We start from the raw sequence: 16,482 nt of genomic DNA on the forward strand, positions 1-16,482 counted from the left end.
TCTCCTTATTATAACTCTTTATACAAGTTCTATCTAATTATTTAATTTCTCATTACTCTTATCAGTTTGTTAATATACATTTAACTCATTCCACTTAATAATTCATCTCTCGTATTTTGCTCTAAAACTTAAATTAAATAATATTTATCATATCATTAATTATTAATTATAAAAAAGAGAGTATTGAAATAATAAGAAATATACCATTAATTACTTTCTCAATACTCTCTTATTTTATCCTAACTATATTTAGTAAATTTATATTATATGTGATATCTTTTTACCATACGTTAACTGAATATCCAGCTGCATTCTTACATAATGTTGCTCCTCGCCCACTACCACCTGCATTTTTCAATTTAGTTCCAACATAAAGAACATTAAGAGCATATGCAGCAGTTCCGATTATAAATCCCCAGCCTGTAGAACCCAGTAAAAACTTTAATGTTGTACTTACCACTCTTGAAGCTGCATAAGATGCTAAAGCGCTTGCAGTACCTCCAATTATTCCAGCTGATGTTGCATTAAATGATATTAGTGCATCTCCAAACTGTATAGCTTCAGATGCGCTAAGATCAACTGCCCATCCCCACCAATATTCTACAGCATTAGCACCTCCATCAACATATTCCATTTCCTCTCTGTCAACACCTACATAGTTATTTGGTAATTGTAAATCGTATTCTCTCTTTTCATAGGAACATCTTCCTCAGTTCCCTTCGTAAGATGGGTTTTCACACTAAATTCAGCTAAAGCTTCATTAAGTGTTCAATGCCAATGCGCTCATTTTCTTCTCCTCCATTATATATTTATTTTAAAAGAACTTTAAACACTTGTAAATATTTAACATACAATTAATTAATCCGCGCGCTATTCATATTAAAACTTATATTTAAGTTTTATTAATACAAAAGTATTATATTTTTTAGAATTATAAAAAGAAATTTAGATTAACATATGCTTATACTTAGTTATTAACAGATTTTCTATATTATATATCAAAAAAATATTTATTAAAGTAACTACTATAGAAATCAAAATATTTACTGTATATTTCTATGATAAAGAGGCATTAGGTGTTTTTATATGAAAACACTTAATGCCTCTAATTTAATTATATCTATTTATCACTTTCATTTATCTTAGTATCTATGATTGAGATAGCTGCCCAATATATTAAGTATATGAAAGCAAAGGAAGTTATAACTATGCCTCTCATAATCCCTGTATACTCTGGATTATTGCAAGCATAAGCTGATATTCCAGCTCCAATTAATACTAATATTAAACTTCCAATACTATCTCCTCTATTTATTTTATTTACTCTTTTTAATTTCTCAATTTTTCTTTTTTCACTCAATAATTCAATTATCATTATAATTGAATATGATATTATATTTATAATAACTAGTCCCATACTTTATTCCTCCAATAATATATTCAATTATAAATAAATTAAATACTCTTACTAAATATATCTGCTACATATAAAAATATATAATTATTTAATTTTATGAAACTGATAACAATGCAAATGGATTAGTTCCAAATGTAAGATCAAAATACCCTTTTGTTCCCATGTACCAACATGCTTCGGAACCTGCTCCTGCAAATGTTCCGCCCATATATGTTAGACTAGCAGCAGTTATATAACAAACGGCTGATATTAACCATGCTAAAGGACCTGCTAATAGAATTTCTGAAAGTGCAGCTTTAAAAACAGTTAATGTTCCTTTTCCAAATGCTGCTACTCCATACCCAACAGCTGTTAATGCTGATGCAACTATCCATCCTTGACTACCACTATATCTAGCTCCTCCATCAACATATTCCATTTCCTCTCTGTCAACACCTACATAGTTATTTGGTAATTGTAAATTGTATTCTCTTTTTAATACAAATGTACTCATTTTCTTCTCCTCCATTTTATACATATATTTATTTTAAAAGAACTTTTAATATTTGTAAATATTTAACACAAAATTAATTAATTCGCGCGCTTTGTATATTAACTTTACTATATTTAATTTTCTTTTAATGCAAATTAATTAACTAAACTTAATTCCTACTAATTCTAAAATGTATTTCATATTACAAGGAAACTCCTCCTCAATACTTCGGATGAGTAAGTTCAATCAACTAAATCAAAGATTTAGGATTTCACTTATCTTTTCATATTTAACCCTTGTTTCAGTTACCATTCCTATAGTTAAATTAACTTTTTCTCCTTTAGAATCTTCTAAATAAGTTTTATCTGGTTTAACCTTAACTAAAAAAAATACATTGCCTTTTTCATTATCCATTGTTGCATCTTCATCTATACTTATTACCTTTCCTGGTATTGCTCCATATTCCGATTGTAATAATCCACCTATGGCTAAAGCTACTTCATCTTCAATATGTATTCTAGGTCTATCGCTAGATGGTAACATAGTTTCTATTATTAATTCTTCTTCTTTACTTGTTATAGTTCCTATTAAACTTCCTCCTTGAAGTACCATTCCTGATGTTAATGGTGTGTTTAAATGAACTATTCCACCTTTTTGAGCAACTACTTCATACTGACCTTTACCTTTTTCTAGTGCTTCCTTTTGTGCAACTAGTTTTGATAATTCTAACTCATATTGATTTTTTTCATTTGTAAACTCTGAAATAGTTTTATAATAATGCTCATCTGATTTATTTTTTTGTGTTTTGGCATAATCCTCTATTTGCTTATCATCATAACCTTGTTTTTTAAGGATTCTTTATCCACATAAAATTCTTTTCTTGCTATATAAGCTGCGTTTAATTTATTATAAAATTCACTTTCTTCCTCATTATATCTATCAAAATAATTTGTTCCATTTGTTGCATTTTCTTCTACTATGCTTAATAGTTCTATTCTTCTGCTATAACTGTTTATTTGTGCATTTATTTCTTCTAAATTGAAGGTTCGCTTCAATGCCATTAGTTTTAAATAATACGTCACCTTCTTTAACTTCACTTCCTTCACTTATAAACACATCTTTTATTTCTCCTGAGCCTTTTGTCATAATATGTGATTTATTTTCTGAAACTACTATACCTTGTCCTTTTACCATATATGTTTTAACTGATTTATTTGCTCAAATTAATGCTACAATTATTAATGCTGTAACTATTAAAATAATATATTTCATAAATGCTGGTGGATTTTTATCATAAAGTATTTTACTATCAGTAATTTCATTTAAGTTATATACTTTCAAGTAAATCTCCACCTTTCAAACATTCCATAAATACGTCTGCTACAATATTTTCTTCTTCTTGTTTAACGAAAACAGTATAAGAATCGCCCTTGAGCCTAATATCATTTTCAAAGGCATATACTCCTAACTTTTGATATGCAAACTGTAAATTTTCTTCTTTTTCGCTGAATCTAGCAAATAAACAATTAGTAACTCTTAATTGTGAGTTTAATTCATATGGCTTTTCAATATTATGAATTGGATTTTTTAATTGAATCATTATCTTTATTATTACCTTAGGTTGTCCACTTTCATCTACTTCTACCGTAGAATAATTTATCATTGGTCCAATAGTAGAATTTCCCTTTGACTTAATATAGCTATCCATCATATAACTAATTTGATTTATATCAATTAATTCATTTTCACTTATTTCTCTAATTAATACATTATTTAATTTCAATGTTTTATTTTCTCTTAAAACTATTTTTTCAATTGTATTCATACTCTTCACCTTCCTCAATTATTTCTTCATGTGAAATTGCATTTTTTTCATTAATTTCATAAGTAGAATCATTAATAAATAAGTTATCTCTTTCTTCTAATGAGCCAACTTGACTTACATAAAGCTTATAATAATATCCTTTTTTCTTTAATAAGCTTTCATGATTTCCTTCTTCTACAATTTTACCTTTATCCATAACATAAATTATGTCACAGCTTCTTATAGTAGATAATCTATGAGCTATCATAAGCATTGTAATATTCCTGCCTTTTTTAAATAAGGTATCAAATATCTTTGCTTCACTTATAAAATCTAAATTGCTTGTTGCTTCATCTAGTATTAAAAAACTTGGCTTTTTAATTAAAGCTCTTGCAAGTGCAATTCTTTGTTTTTCTCCACCTGAAAGTCCTCCCCCTGCTTCTTCTAAGAATGTACCATACTTACCTGGTAGTTTTTCTATAAACTCTCTGCAACCTGCATTTTCACAAGCACTTTTTATTTCTTCATAACTTGCATTTGTCTTTCCTAAAGTTATATTTTCTTTTATAGATCCTGAGAATAATTCAACATTTTGAGGAACGTATGCTATATTTTCTCTTAAGTTATATAAATCTAATTCTTCTATGTTATATCCATTTATATTTATTTTTCCTTCTTCAGTAGTGTAGTACTTTAATAAAAGTTTAGATATCGTTGTTTTCCCACTTCCTGATTCTCAAACTAGTGATACCTTTTTACCTTTAGGAATTTTTATGCTTACATCATTTAAAACTGGTGATCTACTTCCATATCTAAAAGTAATATTATTTAATTCTATATCTCCATCTACTTTTTCTAATTTAATTTTTTCTACTTCAGTTTCATCTTGCTCTTTTTCTACTTCATATATTTCTGAAATTCTTTTTAAAGATATACTAGCTTCTTGGATACTTAATTGTAGTCCTATAAGTCTTCCTATTGGCTCAATAAAATAACCTGAAAGAGTTGAAAATGCCATAAGACTACCTAATGTAATATCTCCTTTCATAATCATCATAGCTCCTATATACATAAGTACAAGGTTTCCTACACTTGATACCGCTTAAATAGAATTTTTCTCTTATTTAAATAAATCTTTATAAGTTTAAAATAAAAATAAGGATTATCATTAATCTAATAATTCTAATCCTTACTTTTATAACACTTATTTAATTATTTTTTTAAATCATTTCTATAGTTATAACTTAATTCACTAACTTTATCATAATTATAAAAAGTTATTTCCCAAAGCTTTGTATTTACTTTTCTTATTTCTTTTAAATAGTCTATATTTACTGCAAATGATTTATGGGTTCTTATAATATTTTTATAATTTATTTCATTAATTAATTTCTCTAATCCATTTGATTTTATATTATGTTCACCAAACGTTGTATGTATAATGCACTTTTTAAGATAATATTCTATAAATATTATATCGCTCTTATTTATCTTTATTTCATTTCCATCTACAGTCTTAAAATAAGAGTAATTTTCATTAATTATTTTGTTTTTATGTCTGAGAAATTTATCGATTATTTTTGTTATATCCTCCATTTCAAAGGGTTTTGTTATAAAGTCATAACAATTAACTTTTTTTAAAGCATCTATCATATATCCAATTTGTCCACTTACAAACACTATAGGAGATAATTCATATTTTTCAATTTTTCTAATGTTTTCTGCTAACTTTAATCCAGAACTCTCTTTTAATTTAATATCCAGAAAGAACACATCAATATCTACTTTTTCTATAATGCTCATTGATTCTTTTTCAGATTTTGCTTCATATACTCTTACATCAATATATTTAATTTCTATCATTTCTCGTAATAGACTACTTTGAATTATGTCATCCTCAACTAGTAATATATTCATAAATCCTCCCTAAATTCATATTTTAATAAACCCTTTCTAATTTTTTAAAATTTTCTTCTGTATAATTGCCTTTATTATTATATATCATATTCACTTTTTTTGTAAATATATAGAATATTATTCCATTTGTTTATTTTTTATAATTAAAATAACCACCCTAAAAAGGTGGTTACTAAACTATATTCTTTATAAGATTTTCTTGTTAGCTCTTCTTATGTATATTATTATTTTCCTTCATTAAAATATTATTTATCTAAATTCTATTTTCAAAACTTTTAAGTAATCTTATATAATGATTAGCTTCTCTTAAAACATGATCAGCCATAAGTGGAAGCATCATGGACTTTATTTTACACTCATCAATTCCTTCTGTACCTGACTTTTTAAAATCCCTGAAATTAATAGTTTCTGTTAATGTATTATCAGTAACACTCAGCATTGCTATATTGTCCATATTGATAGTCTTTTGAATTAAATCGTTATATTTTTTTATAAACTCATCTGCTGTTCTTATTAGAGTTCCTTCGGAAGGATCTAATAAACCTCTTATAAAGGAAGCATGTTCAAGCATAATATGGTCCCAAAATAACTCAGCATCCTTAATATTTTTCTCTTCGATATCTTGATCATTTTCCAAAGAGTAAACATATGAACGGTATAATTTTGCTTCATGTATTAAGTGATCTAAGAATGTAGGATAACTTGCAGTAAATAAATTACATGATAGTACTTCATTTAAAACTTTTGTTTTTAAGTCTATTAATCCATCAAGTAATTTTATAGCCCTACAATTAAGTTTTTTCACAGAATCCATTATTTTTTTATCATGTTCCTTATCACCTTTAGACTGTAATTTTGTTTCCATAATTGTTATTTTAGAATTTATTTCTATACCAGTATAGTATTCTGTTTTTCTTTCTGTACTTAAAGTGTAATCTGTGTAAAGCTCCCCAGAATCTAATACTTCTTGCCTAACTCTTCCATTACTTATTTTTATAGTATCTAATAAAAGTTTTTCTAATTGTAATTTATATTCATCTGCTTCTTTAGCAAGCTTAGTATTTTTAGGCGTAAATCCTGCCTCCAAAAAAATAGCATGCTCTTTCATAATTCTTGCATAAAATAAATGTAACTCTAAAGATAAGAAAATATATCTTTTACGGCCTAGCATAGTTTTTCCTCCATAAGAATTTTATTATAGTATATTTATAAAATTCTTTTTATGTTCATGCTAAGCACTAATTTAATCAAATAATAAATTTTGTTTTTTTAATTTATTCTGCATGAAAGTTATATCCGTGTAAATATTTTACAAAGCAAAAATTATTCTCTAATACTACACATAAACTATTCTCTTAAATCAAACATGCATGAACACCCTAAACTTCCTTCGCTTTTCATTATTTCACTGTATTCTATAAATTCAACTTCATAGCCTTTTTCTTTAAGCATTTCAGTTACAGATTTATTACTGCTTAATAACTTCTTATTTCCTAAATATACATAGTTAGTTCCTAAATCATCTGCATCCCTTTTTGATATTTCATATAAATTGTTTATGTATTTCTCTATTATCTTTTTATCATAAACATAAGGTGATATAACTGCACTTCCTTTATCTAAGGTATTGAAAACACAATCTAAATGTATTTTACTATTATCAAAATTAATTGGAAGAACTTTAGACTTATTTCCCATATTTATCAAAACTTCTTGAAGTTCATTGGCGGCCTGGATATTTGTTCTGCTGCTCATTCCAACAAAAATAACATCTTGATACTTTATAACATCTCCACCTTCTATGTTATTCTTCATTGCATAATATTTAATATTATTATCCTTTATAAAATTCATAAAATTTTCAGTCTCAATTTTTCTATCTTCATTTCTCATTTTGCTAACAAACATTATATCATCTATTATAAATCCAATATCTTGGGTAAACACTTGCTGAGTTGCATTTTTATTTATATCTATAAAGTATAAATTAATATTATTTTTACTCATTGAATTTATAAAATTATTATATTGACTATAAAGCAAATCATAATTTACTTTATTATAATACTCACTACTTTTATCTATTATTTTAAAGTTTACTGGATAGCATAATATACAAGATTTTAAATTATCACTTTGGCAATAATTTTGTACCTTCATCTTTATCTCCTTATCTATTAAACATTATATATTTATAATTTCAAAATCACATCTATAATATTCACTTTTAAAATTACAATAAAAAACATTTTAAAACACATCTTATTTGAACATTTTAAATTATTAACAGAAGCTGTAATTTTTGAATATATTATTAGAGATAAACTATATACGGGAGATCTTTATGAAATATTTTGTTAAAACAAGTGACAATACTCGAATTGCTATTGAAGATATAAATACTGAAGCTGAAAAAACTATATTATTTATACATGGATGGCCACTTAATCATGAAATATACGAATATCAACTAACGTTCTTCCCAGGTAAGGGCTATCGATGTGTTGGGATTGATTTAAGGGGATTTTTAGCCTCTGATAGACCATACAAAGGTTATGATTATAATACTATGGCTGCAGACATCAAAAAAATAATAGATGTTCTTAAATTAGATAATATAACTTTAGTAGGACACTCTATGGGTGCTGCAATATCAATAAGATACGTAGCTAATTATAATGCTCAAGGGGTATCTAAACTTTGTTTAATAGGAGCTGCTGCTCCTAGCTGGGTAAAAACAAAAGGTTTTCCTTATGGCTATACTGAAGAAGATGTTATTAGATTTATAAACAACTCTCTTAACGATCGACCTAATTTTATTAATAATATTTCTAATTTATTCTTCTATAGGTATATATCTCGAGATCTTTTAAAATGGTTTGATGATCTAGCATTATCCTCTTCACCATGGGCAACTACTCAATGTTTAATTAGCTTAAAAAATGAAAGACTATTTAATGATATACCTAAAATAAATATTCCAACATTAATTTTACACGGAACTCATGATGAAGTTTGTCCTTATGAATTTGCTAAGTATTTAAATGAAAATATTAAAAGTTCTACATTAATTCCTTTAACAGAAAGTGGTCATGTACCATTTATTGAAGAAAAAATTAAAGTAAATGATAATATTCTAAAATTTATAGAAAATAATTAAGATAAATAGGATATCTCAAAACTATACTTAAAAACTAATTTAGAGATTTTTAAATAAATAGCACCTAATAAGATATAAATATTTTTATTAGGTGCTTTTAGGTTGTAACTACATTCTATTTAATTTGCAGACTAAAAGCTATTTTAAGTCCTAACTATTTAGAGATAGTCCCGTTATAAATTCAAATATTACTATAATTAATTTCTTTCAACTTTTATTGAAACTTTAATAACAATATCCTCACCATTACTACTGGCTATTTCATCTATTAATACTTCTTCATAAGAATATCCACTAATTCTTAAATTATTTTCTTCTATGTATTTTATCATTTTTTCATATATCTTATAGACTTTATCGTAATATCCACGTGAATAACCTACTAAATAAAGACCTTTTGGCTTTATAACTAAATCCTTATATTTTTTCTTTCCTATTACCTTACTAAAATAATAACTATAATTATCAAATCTTTTATTAAGTAAATTTTCTTTACTTATCATAGATCCAACTGGATAACCATAATCCAAATCATTATCAATACAGTATTTTATAAGTTGTGTATATGTTTCTATATCATAATCATCTTCAGTTTCCTTTACTGGATTGCTTAATACTATATACTCTTCATCTTTTTCTTCTAAAGATAGTTCATTTGGAGCATTTATCCCAACATTTATTAATCTCAATTTAACTTCTAAAAGTTTTTGAATTCTTTTTAAATTTTTTATCTCCTTCTCAACTTCTTCTTTTTCATATTTGAATAATTCTAAAGTGCTTTCAGGAGTTCTTTTATCTAAAAACTTTTTAATTTCCTTTAATGGCATGCCAATTTCCTTTAATACTGATATAACATTAAAAACTTCTAATTGGTGCTTTGAATAATACCTATATCCATTATTCATAATTTTTTCAGGCTTAAATAAATCAATATTATCATAATGAAAAAGAGTTTTCTTTTTTATACCCCAAATCTCTGCAAATTCCCCTGTTGTATAATATTTTTTATATCTTTTTTCCATAAATAATAAACCTCCTATTGACTATTCCCTTACTGGATACTTTATTATAAGAAAAGGAAAAAATCAATTAATACTTAGGAGGGGGAGACATGAATAATTCACTTGGAAAGAAAATTACTTTTTTTAATCTTATAAAATTTACCTTGCCAACAATTATAATGATGGTATTTTTCTCACTATACACAATTATTGATGGTATATTTGTCTCTAGATATATTGGATCAACTGCTCTTTCTGCGATAAATATAGTATATCCAATTATTTGCATATTAATAGGAATAAGCGTTATGATGGCTACTGGTGGAAGTGCTATTGTTGCAAAGTTAATGGGAGAAGGAAAAAATAAAGAAGCAAAAGAAAGCTTTACTCTTATAACAATTTCTTCAATAGTATTTGGGCTAATAATAGCTATATTTTCTTTACTATTTATAAAACAAATTATTTACTTATTAGGCTCAACTGATAGTTTATATGAAAACTCCCATAAATACTTGTTTACGATGTTACTTTTTACTCCTGTAATTATACTTAAAATGCTTTTTGATTATTTTTTAATTACAGCAGGTAATCCAAACTTAGGTTTATTAAGTGCAATAATAGGAGGAATAACAAATATTATTTTAGATTATGTACTTATTGTACCTTTAAATATGGGAATTGTTGGTGCTGCATTAGCAACATGTATAGGTTATTTACTTCCATCAATAATTGGAATTGTGTATTTCTTTAATAAGAAAAATATCTTACATTTTGTTAAGCCTAAATTCAATTTTAAAACAATACTATATAGTTGTAGTAATGGTTCTTCAGAAATGGTAACTCAAATATCATCAGCTGTTACAACATTTTTATATAATATAATAATGTTAAAGCTTTTAGGTGAAAATGGTGTTGCTTCTATAACTATAGTTTTATATACTCAATTTTTATTAGTTTCTGCTTTAATAGGCTTTACTTCTGGGGTATCACCTCGTATAAGCTATAACTTTGGCAGTAAAGATAAAAAACAGCTTACTAAAATAATTAAATATAGTTATATATTCATAATGTTGTTTTCTATTTTCACTTTTATAATTTCAAAATACTTATCTCCATCATTAGTTTCTATATTTGCTGGGAAAGGCAATGAAATTTATGATATTACTTTAAATGGATTTAATTTATTCCAAATAAGCTTCTTATTATGTGGGGTAAATATATTTACATCTGGAATGTTTACTGCATTTTCTAATGGTAAAGTATCTGCTTTACTTTCACTTTTAAGAACATTTGTATTCTTATCAACTGGAATAATATTTTTACCATCATTAATAGGTGTAAATGGTGTTTGGCTTGCTGTTCCTCTTGCGGAAACCTTAACTTTAGTATTTTCTTTATTTTATGTTTATAAACACAAAAATACCTATGGATATAGCTATAAAAACTTAGAACCCTATGCTTAAACAAAAAAGTTAAATTAATCTACAGTATATTCCGGAATAAGAAAACACTATGGATTAATTTAACTTTTTCTTTTTATATTTCTTCTTTTAATATTTCTCTTAATAACTCTGGATAATCAGTAAATAATCCATCTGCTTTATTTTTAATAAGTAATCTCATATATATTGGATTATTAACAGTATATATATTAATCTTCAGATTATTTTCATGTGCTTCTTGAATTAACTCTCTTGATACAAGTCTTAAATCAGGATGAATTGCATCTACCTCTAACTCTTTAGCATATTTAATTACATCCTCTATTGGCTTATCATATAATATCCCTGTCTTTATACTACTATCTAATCTTTTAGCAATTTTTATAGAATCATGATTAAAGCTTGATAAAATTATTTGTTTATTTAATTTATATTCATTTATTAAACTAATTACATCTGATTCAATTCCCCTATAATGAATCTCATCTGTCTTTAATTCTATATTTAATGTTATGTCTTTACCTTTAATTAGTTCTAGTACTTCCTCTAATGTAGGTATATGACAATCTATATTATCTATAAATAATTTTTTTCTATTTTTAAGTTTTATTAACTCATCAAGATTAAAATCCTTAACTAAACCCTTCCCTAAATAAGTACGCTCTACATCTTCATCATGAATTACAACAAGTTTATTATCTTTTGTCTTATGCACATCTATTTCTAGACCATTTGCCCCAGATTTGATTCCTTCCTTTAATGAAAGCATCGTATTTTCTGGATAATTAAAACTTGCTCCCCTATGTGCAAAATTTATCATCATTCTCCTCCCTATATATCATACCTAATATCAATCAAACTTAATTCTAAATATAAATTTATCTATTATTATTCCTATAAATATCCCAACAGTATAACAAATCAAATCAGAAAATAAAAATCCATGACCTAATATTAATGATCCTATTAGAGTATTTCTTATTTCATTAAGCCACGCTCCTTGATATAGTTGTGAAATTTCTATTCCATAAGAGAATATTAAAGATAATATTGTAATTTTTCTTATATTAAACCTATTAAATAGAACGGCTAATCCTAAATAGACCATAGTTGCCCATAAGGTATCTCCTGCATACTTTCCTAAAAAACTAGGCAAATAATTAATATACTTTCTTGAGACTAATCCAAAGCACATTGTAGTTAAAGTTAATAATAAATAAATTGCTCTACTTCTACTAAAATTACTTTCTTTATTTTTAAAGAAAGTTCCAAGCTTTATCATTTTATATAATCCTCTATTTTTCTATAAACTATTTCTTCTGGATATAATGCCATAACTGAATCATCATCTATTAAATTGTAATATTTTGTTGAGTAAGTAACAATAAATTTACTATTTGGTAATTCAAATTTTAATATTTCACCATAACAGTTAGGTTTTCCTCCAGATGGTTCTCCTACTATCTTTGCATTAGTTTCATTTATAAATTCATAGGCATTTAAAAGGGCTGATGAGAAAGTTCTTCTACCAATTATGACTTTTAAATTTTCACGTTTATTTATATATTTATTTGTTTTTATAAAATCTATAAGTGTTCTAATTAATCTAGAATCGCCTCCAAGATTATCACTTAAATCCACTGTTAATTTTTCAATGGAATTTTTATTAATATATTCAACTACATCATTTATCTTTTGACTTAATTTTATATCTCCATCTTCTCTACATGAATTATATTTTATATATATTTCTTTTGAATCTATCAAATGTTCATACCAAAAGTTTTCAAATTCATTTTTTGCATATATAGGTAATTTATATTCTTCTGTATATATCAATTCCTCTAAGGATAAAGTCTCTACAATACACTCAAAATCATTTACTTTAATCTTAACTTTATCTACTGAATCTATTAATAATAATCCATATAGTACATCAGCTGCTTGAAGATATTTCATGCTTTGCTCTTTAAATAAAAACTCATTTTCATATGAGATTATTTCTTTTAGTTCTTCTATAATTTCATATATTGATATACCCTCAATTGAGCTTACTTTTTTATACAACAAACTTTTATATTTTTCATTAGTCTTTATTATATAAATTCCATCATTAAACCAATAAAACTTAAATGGTAAATACTTTTTAACTGGAAAAATAATAGAAGTATGTGCGTCCTTTACTGATGCAACAATTCTACTTAGCTCAACTTTCATATCATCGTAATCTAAATTATTTACTATTGATTTTAAATAATTTATTTTTTCTTGAAACTCATTTCTTGATATATGAAAAAATAAATTTTTATGTCTCTCTATTAAGTTTTCTTTTAAATACTCTATATCTTCAAACCACTTTTCTTCCCATGTATTACTCATTATAGCTCCTTTATGTTATTAAATTTATTATATTATTGTTATTATAAATTATTTTTTACTATCTTTTGTATAATAAATTCAATTTATATCCTTATTATTCACTATACCATTATTAAAGAATAAAGAGACGAATTTATTTGAACTAAACTTTTACTAGTTAGCTAAATAACCACGCCTCTTTCTTTTTAAGATTATCAACTTATTAAACATTAATATTATTAATACTTTTAATACCTATCAAAATAAAATATTTTCTAATATGATTTTACTCTATTTTTATTTGCCCCATCATACCTTCTTCTTCATGTTCTAGTATGTGGCAATGATACATATATGCTCCTACATTATTAAACCTTACGATAAGTTTTACTTCTTCATCAGGATTAATAAACACAGTATCTTTCCATCCCATTTCCTCTGGTAAAGGTTCTTTTCCATTCCTTGTTAGAACTTGAAATTGTGTTCCATGTATATGGAATGGATGCCCCATAGAATGCATCATTGTAGCTGGATTAGTAATTGTCCAAATTTCTGTTTCTCCATATTTACCTACTTCATTTATTATATCCATATCAAATTTTTCATTATTTATTGATACCATATGCCCCATACCTCTAAGTTCAAAACTTCTTTCTTTAGTTACAGTATCCTTTGTCATTCTATTTATAGTAGTTAAGCTATTAGGTATTTCAGTTTTATCTTCCACTTTTTCATTAACATTAAAGGTCATTATACTTTTGTTATCGCTTTTTAATTCTATTTTGGTTCCAATTTCATACTTTGAAAAATCAACTATTATTTCGCCTCTTTCCCCAGGTGATAGGAAAATGCTATTTTGTTTTACTGGCGCTTCTAAAAATCCTCCATCTGAAGCAATTTGATAGAATTCATCATTATTACTTAACTTCAAATCAAAATTACTTGAATTAGCTCCATTTACTATCCTAAATCTAACTTTTTCTGTTTTAACATCTAAAGTGGGATTAATTGAACCATTAATAATTATTGTGTCTCCTACTGCTCCATCCATCATATTTGGATCATATATAAAGCTTCCATCTTTATTAAAGCTTCTATCTTGAATAACTAATGGTATATCATTTATTCCATAGTCCTTAGGAATATTTAAACTTTTGGATACTTCATCTTCAATATAAAATAATCCTGCTAGACCTTTATAAACTTGTGTTGCTGTACTTCCAATAAAATGTGGATGATACCATAAAGTTGCTGCTGGCTGATTTATAGTAAAGCTTGGACTCCACGTCTCTCCTGATTGTATTCCTTGATGAGGACCTCCATCATTTTTACCCTCTACCTCTAATCCGTGCCAATGAATAGTTGTTGCTTCTTTCAACTTATTATTAACATGGATATTTACCTTTTCTCCTTTATTTACTCTTATTACTGGCCCTAGAAAACTTCCATTATACCCCATAGTATTTGTTTGCTTATTATCTATAAATGAAGTTTTTCCTTCTTGTGGCTCTAAAGTAAATTCAGCTATATTTTCATCTGGATTTGTATCCTCTAAAAGCTCAGGTATTGGCAATTTATTTTTAGACTCATCTATATTATTAGTATTATTAGTATTATTAGTATTATTAGTATTATTAGTTATATTTGTCTTTTCTTTTCTATCTGTATTATTAATTAAAGATTCATTAAAAGGATTCATCAATAAAGCATATGCAATTATTATTGCTAATGCAATGACTCCTATTATTATATATTTACTATTTTTGCTCTTCATCTTACTCCTCCTAATTAAAATTAATTATTATTTAATATATACTATAAATTAGATTTGTGTAGAAAGTATGAAGATTTTTAATATCCACTTACTTTGAAGAATATGATTTTTAACTTAAGGTTAATTAAAAGCACATCAAATTTAACTGCCCTTTTATATTAACAGCTTTATTATTATATCTGTTTACTATAAAAGGAAGCATATTAAATAATGATGTGCTTTTTTCTAATATTGTTTTGAATCTAATTCAAGTTTTTAAATGTTATGACAATCTTCATAAAGACCTTCAATTTTTTCCCAGTCTATTACATTCCAAATATTTTTAGCATAGTCTGCTCTTAAGTTTTTATATTTTAAGTAATAAGCATGTTCCCATACATCTATTGTTAAAATAGGAATAAGATTATCCATGACTGGTGAATTTTGATTAGCTCTCTTTACTACTGATAATTTTCCATCCTTATCTTTAACTAAGAATCCATAACCAGATCCAAACTGAGAAATAGCTGCATTTGTTAATTCTTCTTTTAGCTTTTCTACACTTCCAAAAGTTTTATTTATTTCTTCAAGTAATTTTCCTTCTGGTGCTTTCTTTGGAGTTGGAGAAAGTATTGAAAAATATAGGTTATGGTTTGATACTCCACCACCATTATTTACTACTGCTACTCTTATTTCTTCTGGTAAATCTTCTACATCTTTTATTAATTGATCTAAAGTTTTTCCTTTTGTATATTCTTCATAACCTTCTAAAGCTTTATTTAAATTAGTTTCATATGTTTGAAGGTGCTTTCCATAGTGTGTTTTAACTGTTTCTTCATCTATATATGGTTCTAATGCATCAAATGCATATGGTAAATTAATTTTGTTATACATAAATCATTTCTCCTTTTCTATATTCCTACTATATTTTTTAATAAGTTAAAATAACAACTTATTTATTTAAATTACTAGATATACTAATAAATTAAATAAATAGTTTATTACCCATTATATTAATCAATTTTAATTTACCCCTATTTCATAATTATTATGTATTTATAACTATATATTTTTCATACTCTTGTTTATGATTTTTCTATTTTACATAAATCAACTTCTAAATTTCATAAACAACCACAAATAAAGTCCACATCTTAT

20 protein-coding genes and 2 pseudogenes are annotated in these 16,482 nt (G+C 25.7%); 2 read left to right on the forward strand and 20 right to left on the reverse strand.

The window, feature by feature from the left end:
* Positions 1–280: 280 nt before the first annotated feature.
* The 14 genes and pseudogenes from I2E83_RS04190 to I2E83_RS04230 form a co-directional block, all read right to left on the reverse strand.
* A complete protein-coding gene (locus I2E83_RS04190; protein ID WP_195428706.1) occupies positions 281–634 on the reverse strand; it encodes a hypothetical protein in 354 nt (117 codons plus the stop codon).
* 486 nt (positions 635–1,120) lie between these two features.
* Positions 1,121–1,417 (reverse strand): hypothetical protein, encoded by a 297-nt coding sequence (locus I2E83_RS04195; RefSeq protein WP_195428707.1) that lies wholly within the window; start codon positions 1,415–1,417, stop codon positions 1,121–1,123.
* A 94-nt stretch (positions 1,418–1,511) separates the two neighbouring features.
* Positions 1,512–1,910, reverse strand: coding sequence for a hypothetical protein (locus I2E83_RS04200; protein WP_195428709.1), 399 nt, complete (start codon positions 1,908–1,910; stop codon positions 1,512–1,514).
* 234 nt (positions 1,911–2,144) lie between these two features.
* Positions 2,145–2,744 (reverse strand): HlyD family efflux transporter periplasmic adaptor subunit, encoded by a 600-nt coding sequence (locus I2E83_RS17970; protein ID WP_347708053.1) that lies wholly within the window; start codon positions 2,742–2,744, stop codon positions 2,145–2,147.
* Positions 2,708–2,986, reverse strand: a complete 279-nt coding sequence (locus I2E83_RS18225; RefSeq protein WP_347708054.1) for a hypothetical protein — start codon at positions 2,984–2,986, stop codon at positions 2,708–2,710. Before I2E83_RS18225 ends, I2E83_RS17970 begins: the two co-directional genes overlap by 37 nt.
* A gap of 7 nt (positions 2,987–2,993) precedes the next feature.
* Positions 2,994–3,083, reverse strand: a pseudogene (locus I2E83_RS18230) (hypothetical protein); the annotation flags it as partial.
* A 24-nt stretch (positions 3,084–3,107) separates the two neighbouring features.
* Complete coding sequence (locus I2E83_RS18145) at positions 3,108–3,230, reverse strand: hypothetical protein (RefSeq protein WP_279325322.1); 123 nt, start codon at positions 3,228–3,230, stop codon at positions 3,108–3,110.
* Positions 3,217–3,714, reverse strand: coding sequence for a hypothetical protein (locus I2E83_RS04210; RefSeq protein WP_195428712.1), 498 nt, complete (start codon positions 3,712–3,714; stop codon positions 3,217–3,219). The genes I2E83_RS18145 and I2E83_RS04210 overlap by 14 nt, the downstream gene beginning before the upstream one ends.
* Positions 3,701–3,967, reverse strand: coding sequence for a hypothetical protein (locus tag I2E83_RS17980; protein WP_243249553.1), 267 nt, complete (start codon positions 3,965–3,967; stop codon positions 3,701–3,703). Before I2E83_RS17980 ends, I2E83_RS04210 begins: the two co-directional genes overlap by 14 nt.
* 78 nt (positions 3,968–4,045) lie before the next feature.
* Positions 4,046–4,417: pseudogene (locus tag I2E83_RS17985) on the reverse strand (ATP-binding cassette domain-containing protein); the annotation flags it as partial.
* Positions 4,418–4,429: 12 nt separating this feature from the next.
* Entirely contained in the window at positions 4,430–4,741 is a 312-nt protein-coding gene (locus tag I2E83_RS17990; protein ID WP_243249555.1) for a hypothetical protein, read from the reverse strand.
* A 164-nt stretch (positions 4,742–4,905) separates the two neighbouring features.
* Positions 4,906–5,610 (reverse strand): LytTR family DNA-binding domain-containing protein, encoded by a 705-nt coding sequence (locus I2E83_RS04220; RefSeq protein WP_195428714.1) that lies wholly within the window; start codon positions 5,608–5,610, stop codon positions 4,906–4,908.
* Between the two features lie 253 nt (positions 5,611–5,863).
* Entirely contained in the window at positions 5,864–6,781 is a 918-nt protein-coding gene (locus tag I2E83_RS04225) for a DUF2935 domain-containing protein (RefSeq protein ID WP_195428715.1), read from the reverse strand.
* A 176-nt stretch (positions 6,782–6,957) separates the two neighbouring features.
* Positions 6,958–7,770, reverse strand: coding sequence for an arginine deiminase family protein (locus I2E83_RS04230; protein WP_195428717.1), 813 nt, complete (start codon positions 7,768–7,770; stop codon positions 6,958–6,960).
* 184 nt (positions 7,771–7,954) lie between these two features.
* On the opposite strand from I2E83_RS04230, the gene I2E83_RS04235 reads away from it, so the two are divergent.
* Positions 7,955–8,770 (forward strand): alpha/beta hydrolase, encoded by an 816-nt coding sequence (locus tag I2E83_RS04235; RefSeq protein ID WP_195428719.1) that lies wholly within the window; start codon positions 7,955–7,957, stop codon positions 8,768–8,770.
* A gap of 197 nt (positions 8,771–8,967) precedes the next feature.
* Here I2E83_RS04235 and I2E83_RS04240 read toward each other — a convergent pair whose 3' ends face one another.
* On the reverse strand, positions 8,968–9,792 hold the full coding sequence (locus I2E83_RS04240; RefSeq protein ID WP_195262514.1) for a MerR family transcriptional regulator: 825 nt from the start codon (positions 9,790–9,792) through the stop codon (positions 8,968–8,970).
* Positions 9,793–9,881: 89 nt separating this feature from the next.
* Here I2E83_RS04240 and I2E83_RS04245 point away from each other — a divergent pair, with 89 nt between their 5' ends.
* Positions 9,882–11,234 carry an MATE family efflux transporter gene (locus tag I2E83_RS04245; RefSeq protein WP_195262515.1) on the forward strand — a complete coding sequence of 451 codons (1,353 nt, stop codon included), beginning with the start codon at positions 9,882–9,884 and terminating at the stop codon, positions 11,232–11,234.
* Positions 11,235–11,307: 73 nt separating this feature from the next.
* On the opposite strand, the gene I2E83_RS04250 is transcribed toward I2E83_RS04245, so the two are convergent.
* From I2E83_RS04250 to I2E83_RS04270, 5 genes are all read right to left on the reverse strand, one after another.
* Positions 11,308–12,033, reverse strand: coding sequence for a glycerophosphodiester phosphodiesterase (locus I2E83_RS04250; RefSeq protein ID WP_195428721.1), 726 nt, complete (start codon positions 12,031–12,033; stop codon positions 11,308–11,310).
* Between the two features lie 30 nt (positions 12,034–12,063).
* Complete coding sequence (locus I2E83_RS04255; RefSeq protein ID WP_195262517.1) at positions 12,064–12,495, reverse strand: DUF2809 domain-containing protein; 432 nt, start codon at positions 12,493–12,495, stop codon at positions 12,064–12,066.
* Positions 12,492–13,592 carry a peptidase S41 gene (locus I2E83_RS04260; protein ID WP_195428724.1) on the reverse strand — a complete coding sequence of 367 codons (1,101 nt, stop codon included), beginning with the start codon at positions 13,590–13,592 and terminating at the stop codon, positions 12,492–12,494. The genes I2E83_RS04255 and I2E83_RS04260 overlap by 4 nt, the downstream gene beginning before the upstream one ends.
* A gap of 265 nt (positions 13,593–13,857) precedes the next feature.
* Positions 13,858–15,345: a multicopper oxidase domain-containing protein gene (locus I2E83_RS04265; protein WP_243249557.1), complete on the reverse strand. Its 1,488-nt coding sequence runs from the start codon at positions 15,343–15,345 to the stop codon at positions 13,858–13,860.
* Positions 15,346–15,600: 255 nt separating this feature from the next.
* Positions 15,601–16,218, reverse strand: a complete 618-nt coding sequence (locus I2E83_RS04270; RefSeq protein ID WP_195428725.1) for a superoxide dismutase — start codon at positions 16,216–16,218, stop codon at positions 15,601–15,603.
* Between the last annotated feature and the right edge of the window lie 264 nt (positions 16,219–16,482).

This window comes from Clostridium sp. D46t1_190503_E9 (genome assembly GCF_015555225.1).
Classification (GTDB): domain Bacteria; phylum Bacillota; class Clostridia; order Clostridiales; family Clostridiaceae; genus Clostridium.

Coding starts and splice junctions, on each gene's coding strand:
- I2E83_RS04190 (WP_195428706.1), bottom strand. CDS start 634: ATGGAATATGTTGATGGAGGTGCTAATGCTGTAGAATATTGGTGGGGA.
- I2E83_RS04195 (WP_195428707.1), bottom strand. CDS start 1,417: ATGGGACTAGTTATTATAAATATAATATCATATTCAATTATAATGATA.
- I2E83_RS04200 (WP_195428709.1), bottom strand. CDS start 1,910: ATGAGTACATTTGTATTAAAAAGAGAATACAATTTACAATTACCAAAT.
- I2E83_RS04210 (WP_195428712.1), bottom strand. CDS start 3,714: ATGAATACAATTGAAAAAATAGTTTTAAGAGAAAATAAAACATTGAAA.
- I2E83_RS17980 (WP_243249553.1), bottom strand. CDS start 3,967: ATGCTTATGATAGCTCATAGATTATCTACTATAAGAAGCTGTGACATA.
- I2E83_RS17990 (WP_243249555.1), bottom strand. CDS start 4,741: ATGAAAGGAGATATTACATTAGGTAGTCTTATGGCATTTTCAACTCTT.
- I2E83_RS04220 (WP_195428714.1), bottom strand. CDS start 5,610: ATGAATATATTACTAGTTGAGGATGACATAATTCAAAGTAGTCTATTA.
- I2E83_RS04225 (WP_195428715.1), bottom strand. CDS start 6,781: ATGCTAGGCCGTAAAAGATATATTTTCTTATCTTTAGAGTTACATTTA.
- I2E83_RS04230 (WP_195428717.1), bottom strand. CDS start 7,770: ATGAAGGTACAAAATTATTGCCAAAGTGATAATTTAAAATCTTGTATA.
- I2E83_RS04235 (WP_195428719.1), top strand. CDS start 7,955: ATGAAATATTTTGTTAAAACAAGTGACAATACTCGAATTGCTATTGAA.
- I2E83_RS04240 (WP_195262514.1), bottom strand. CDS start 9,792: ATGGAAAAAAGATATAAAAAATATTATACAACAGGGGAATTTGCAGAG.
- I2E83_RS04245 (WP_195262515.1), top strand. CDS start 9,882: ATGAATAATTCACTTGGAAAGAAAATTACTTTTTTTAATCTTATAAAA.
- I2E83_RS04250 (WP_195428721.1), bottom strand. CDS start 12,033: ATGATAAATTTTGCACATAGGGGAGCAAGTTTTAATTATCCAGAAAAT.
- I2E83_RS04255 (WP_195262517.1), bottom strand. CDS start 12,495: ATGATAAAGCTTGGAACTTTCTTTAAAAATAAAGAAAGTAATTTTAGT.
- I2E83_RS04260 (WP_195428724.1), bottom strand. CDS start 13,592: ATGAGTAATACATGGGAAGAAAAGTGGTTTGAAGATATAGAGTATTTA.
- I2E83_RS04265 (WP_243249557.1), bottom strand. CDS start 15,345: ATGAAGAGCAAAAATAGTAAATATATAATAATAGGAGTCATTGCATTA.
- I2E83_RS04270 (WP_195428725.1), bottom strand. CDS start 16,218: ATGTATAACAAAATTAATTTACCATATGCATTTGATGCATTAGAACCA.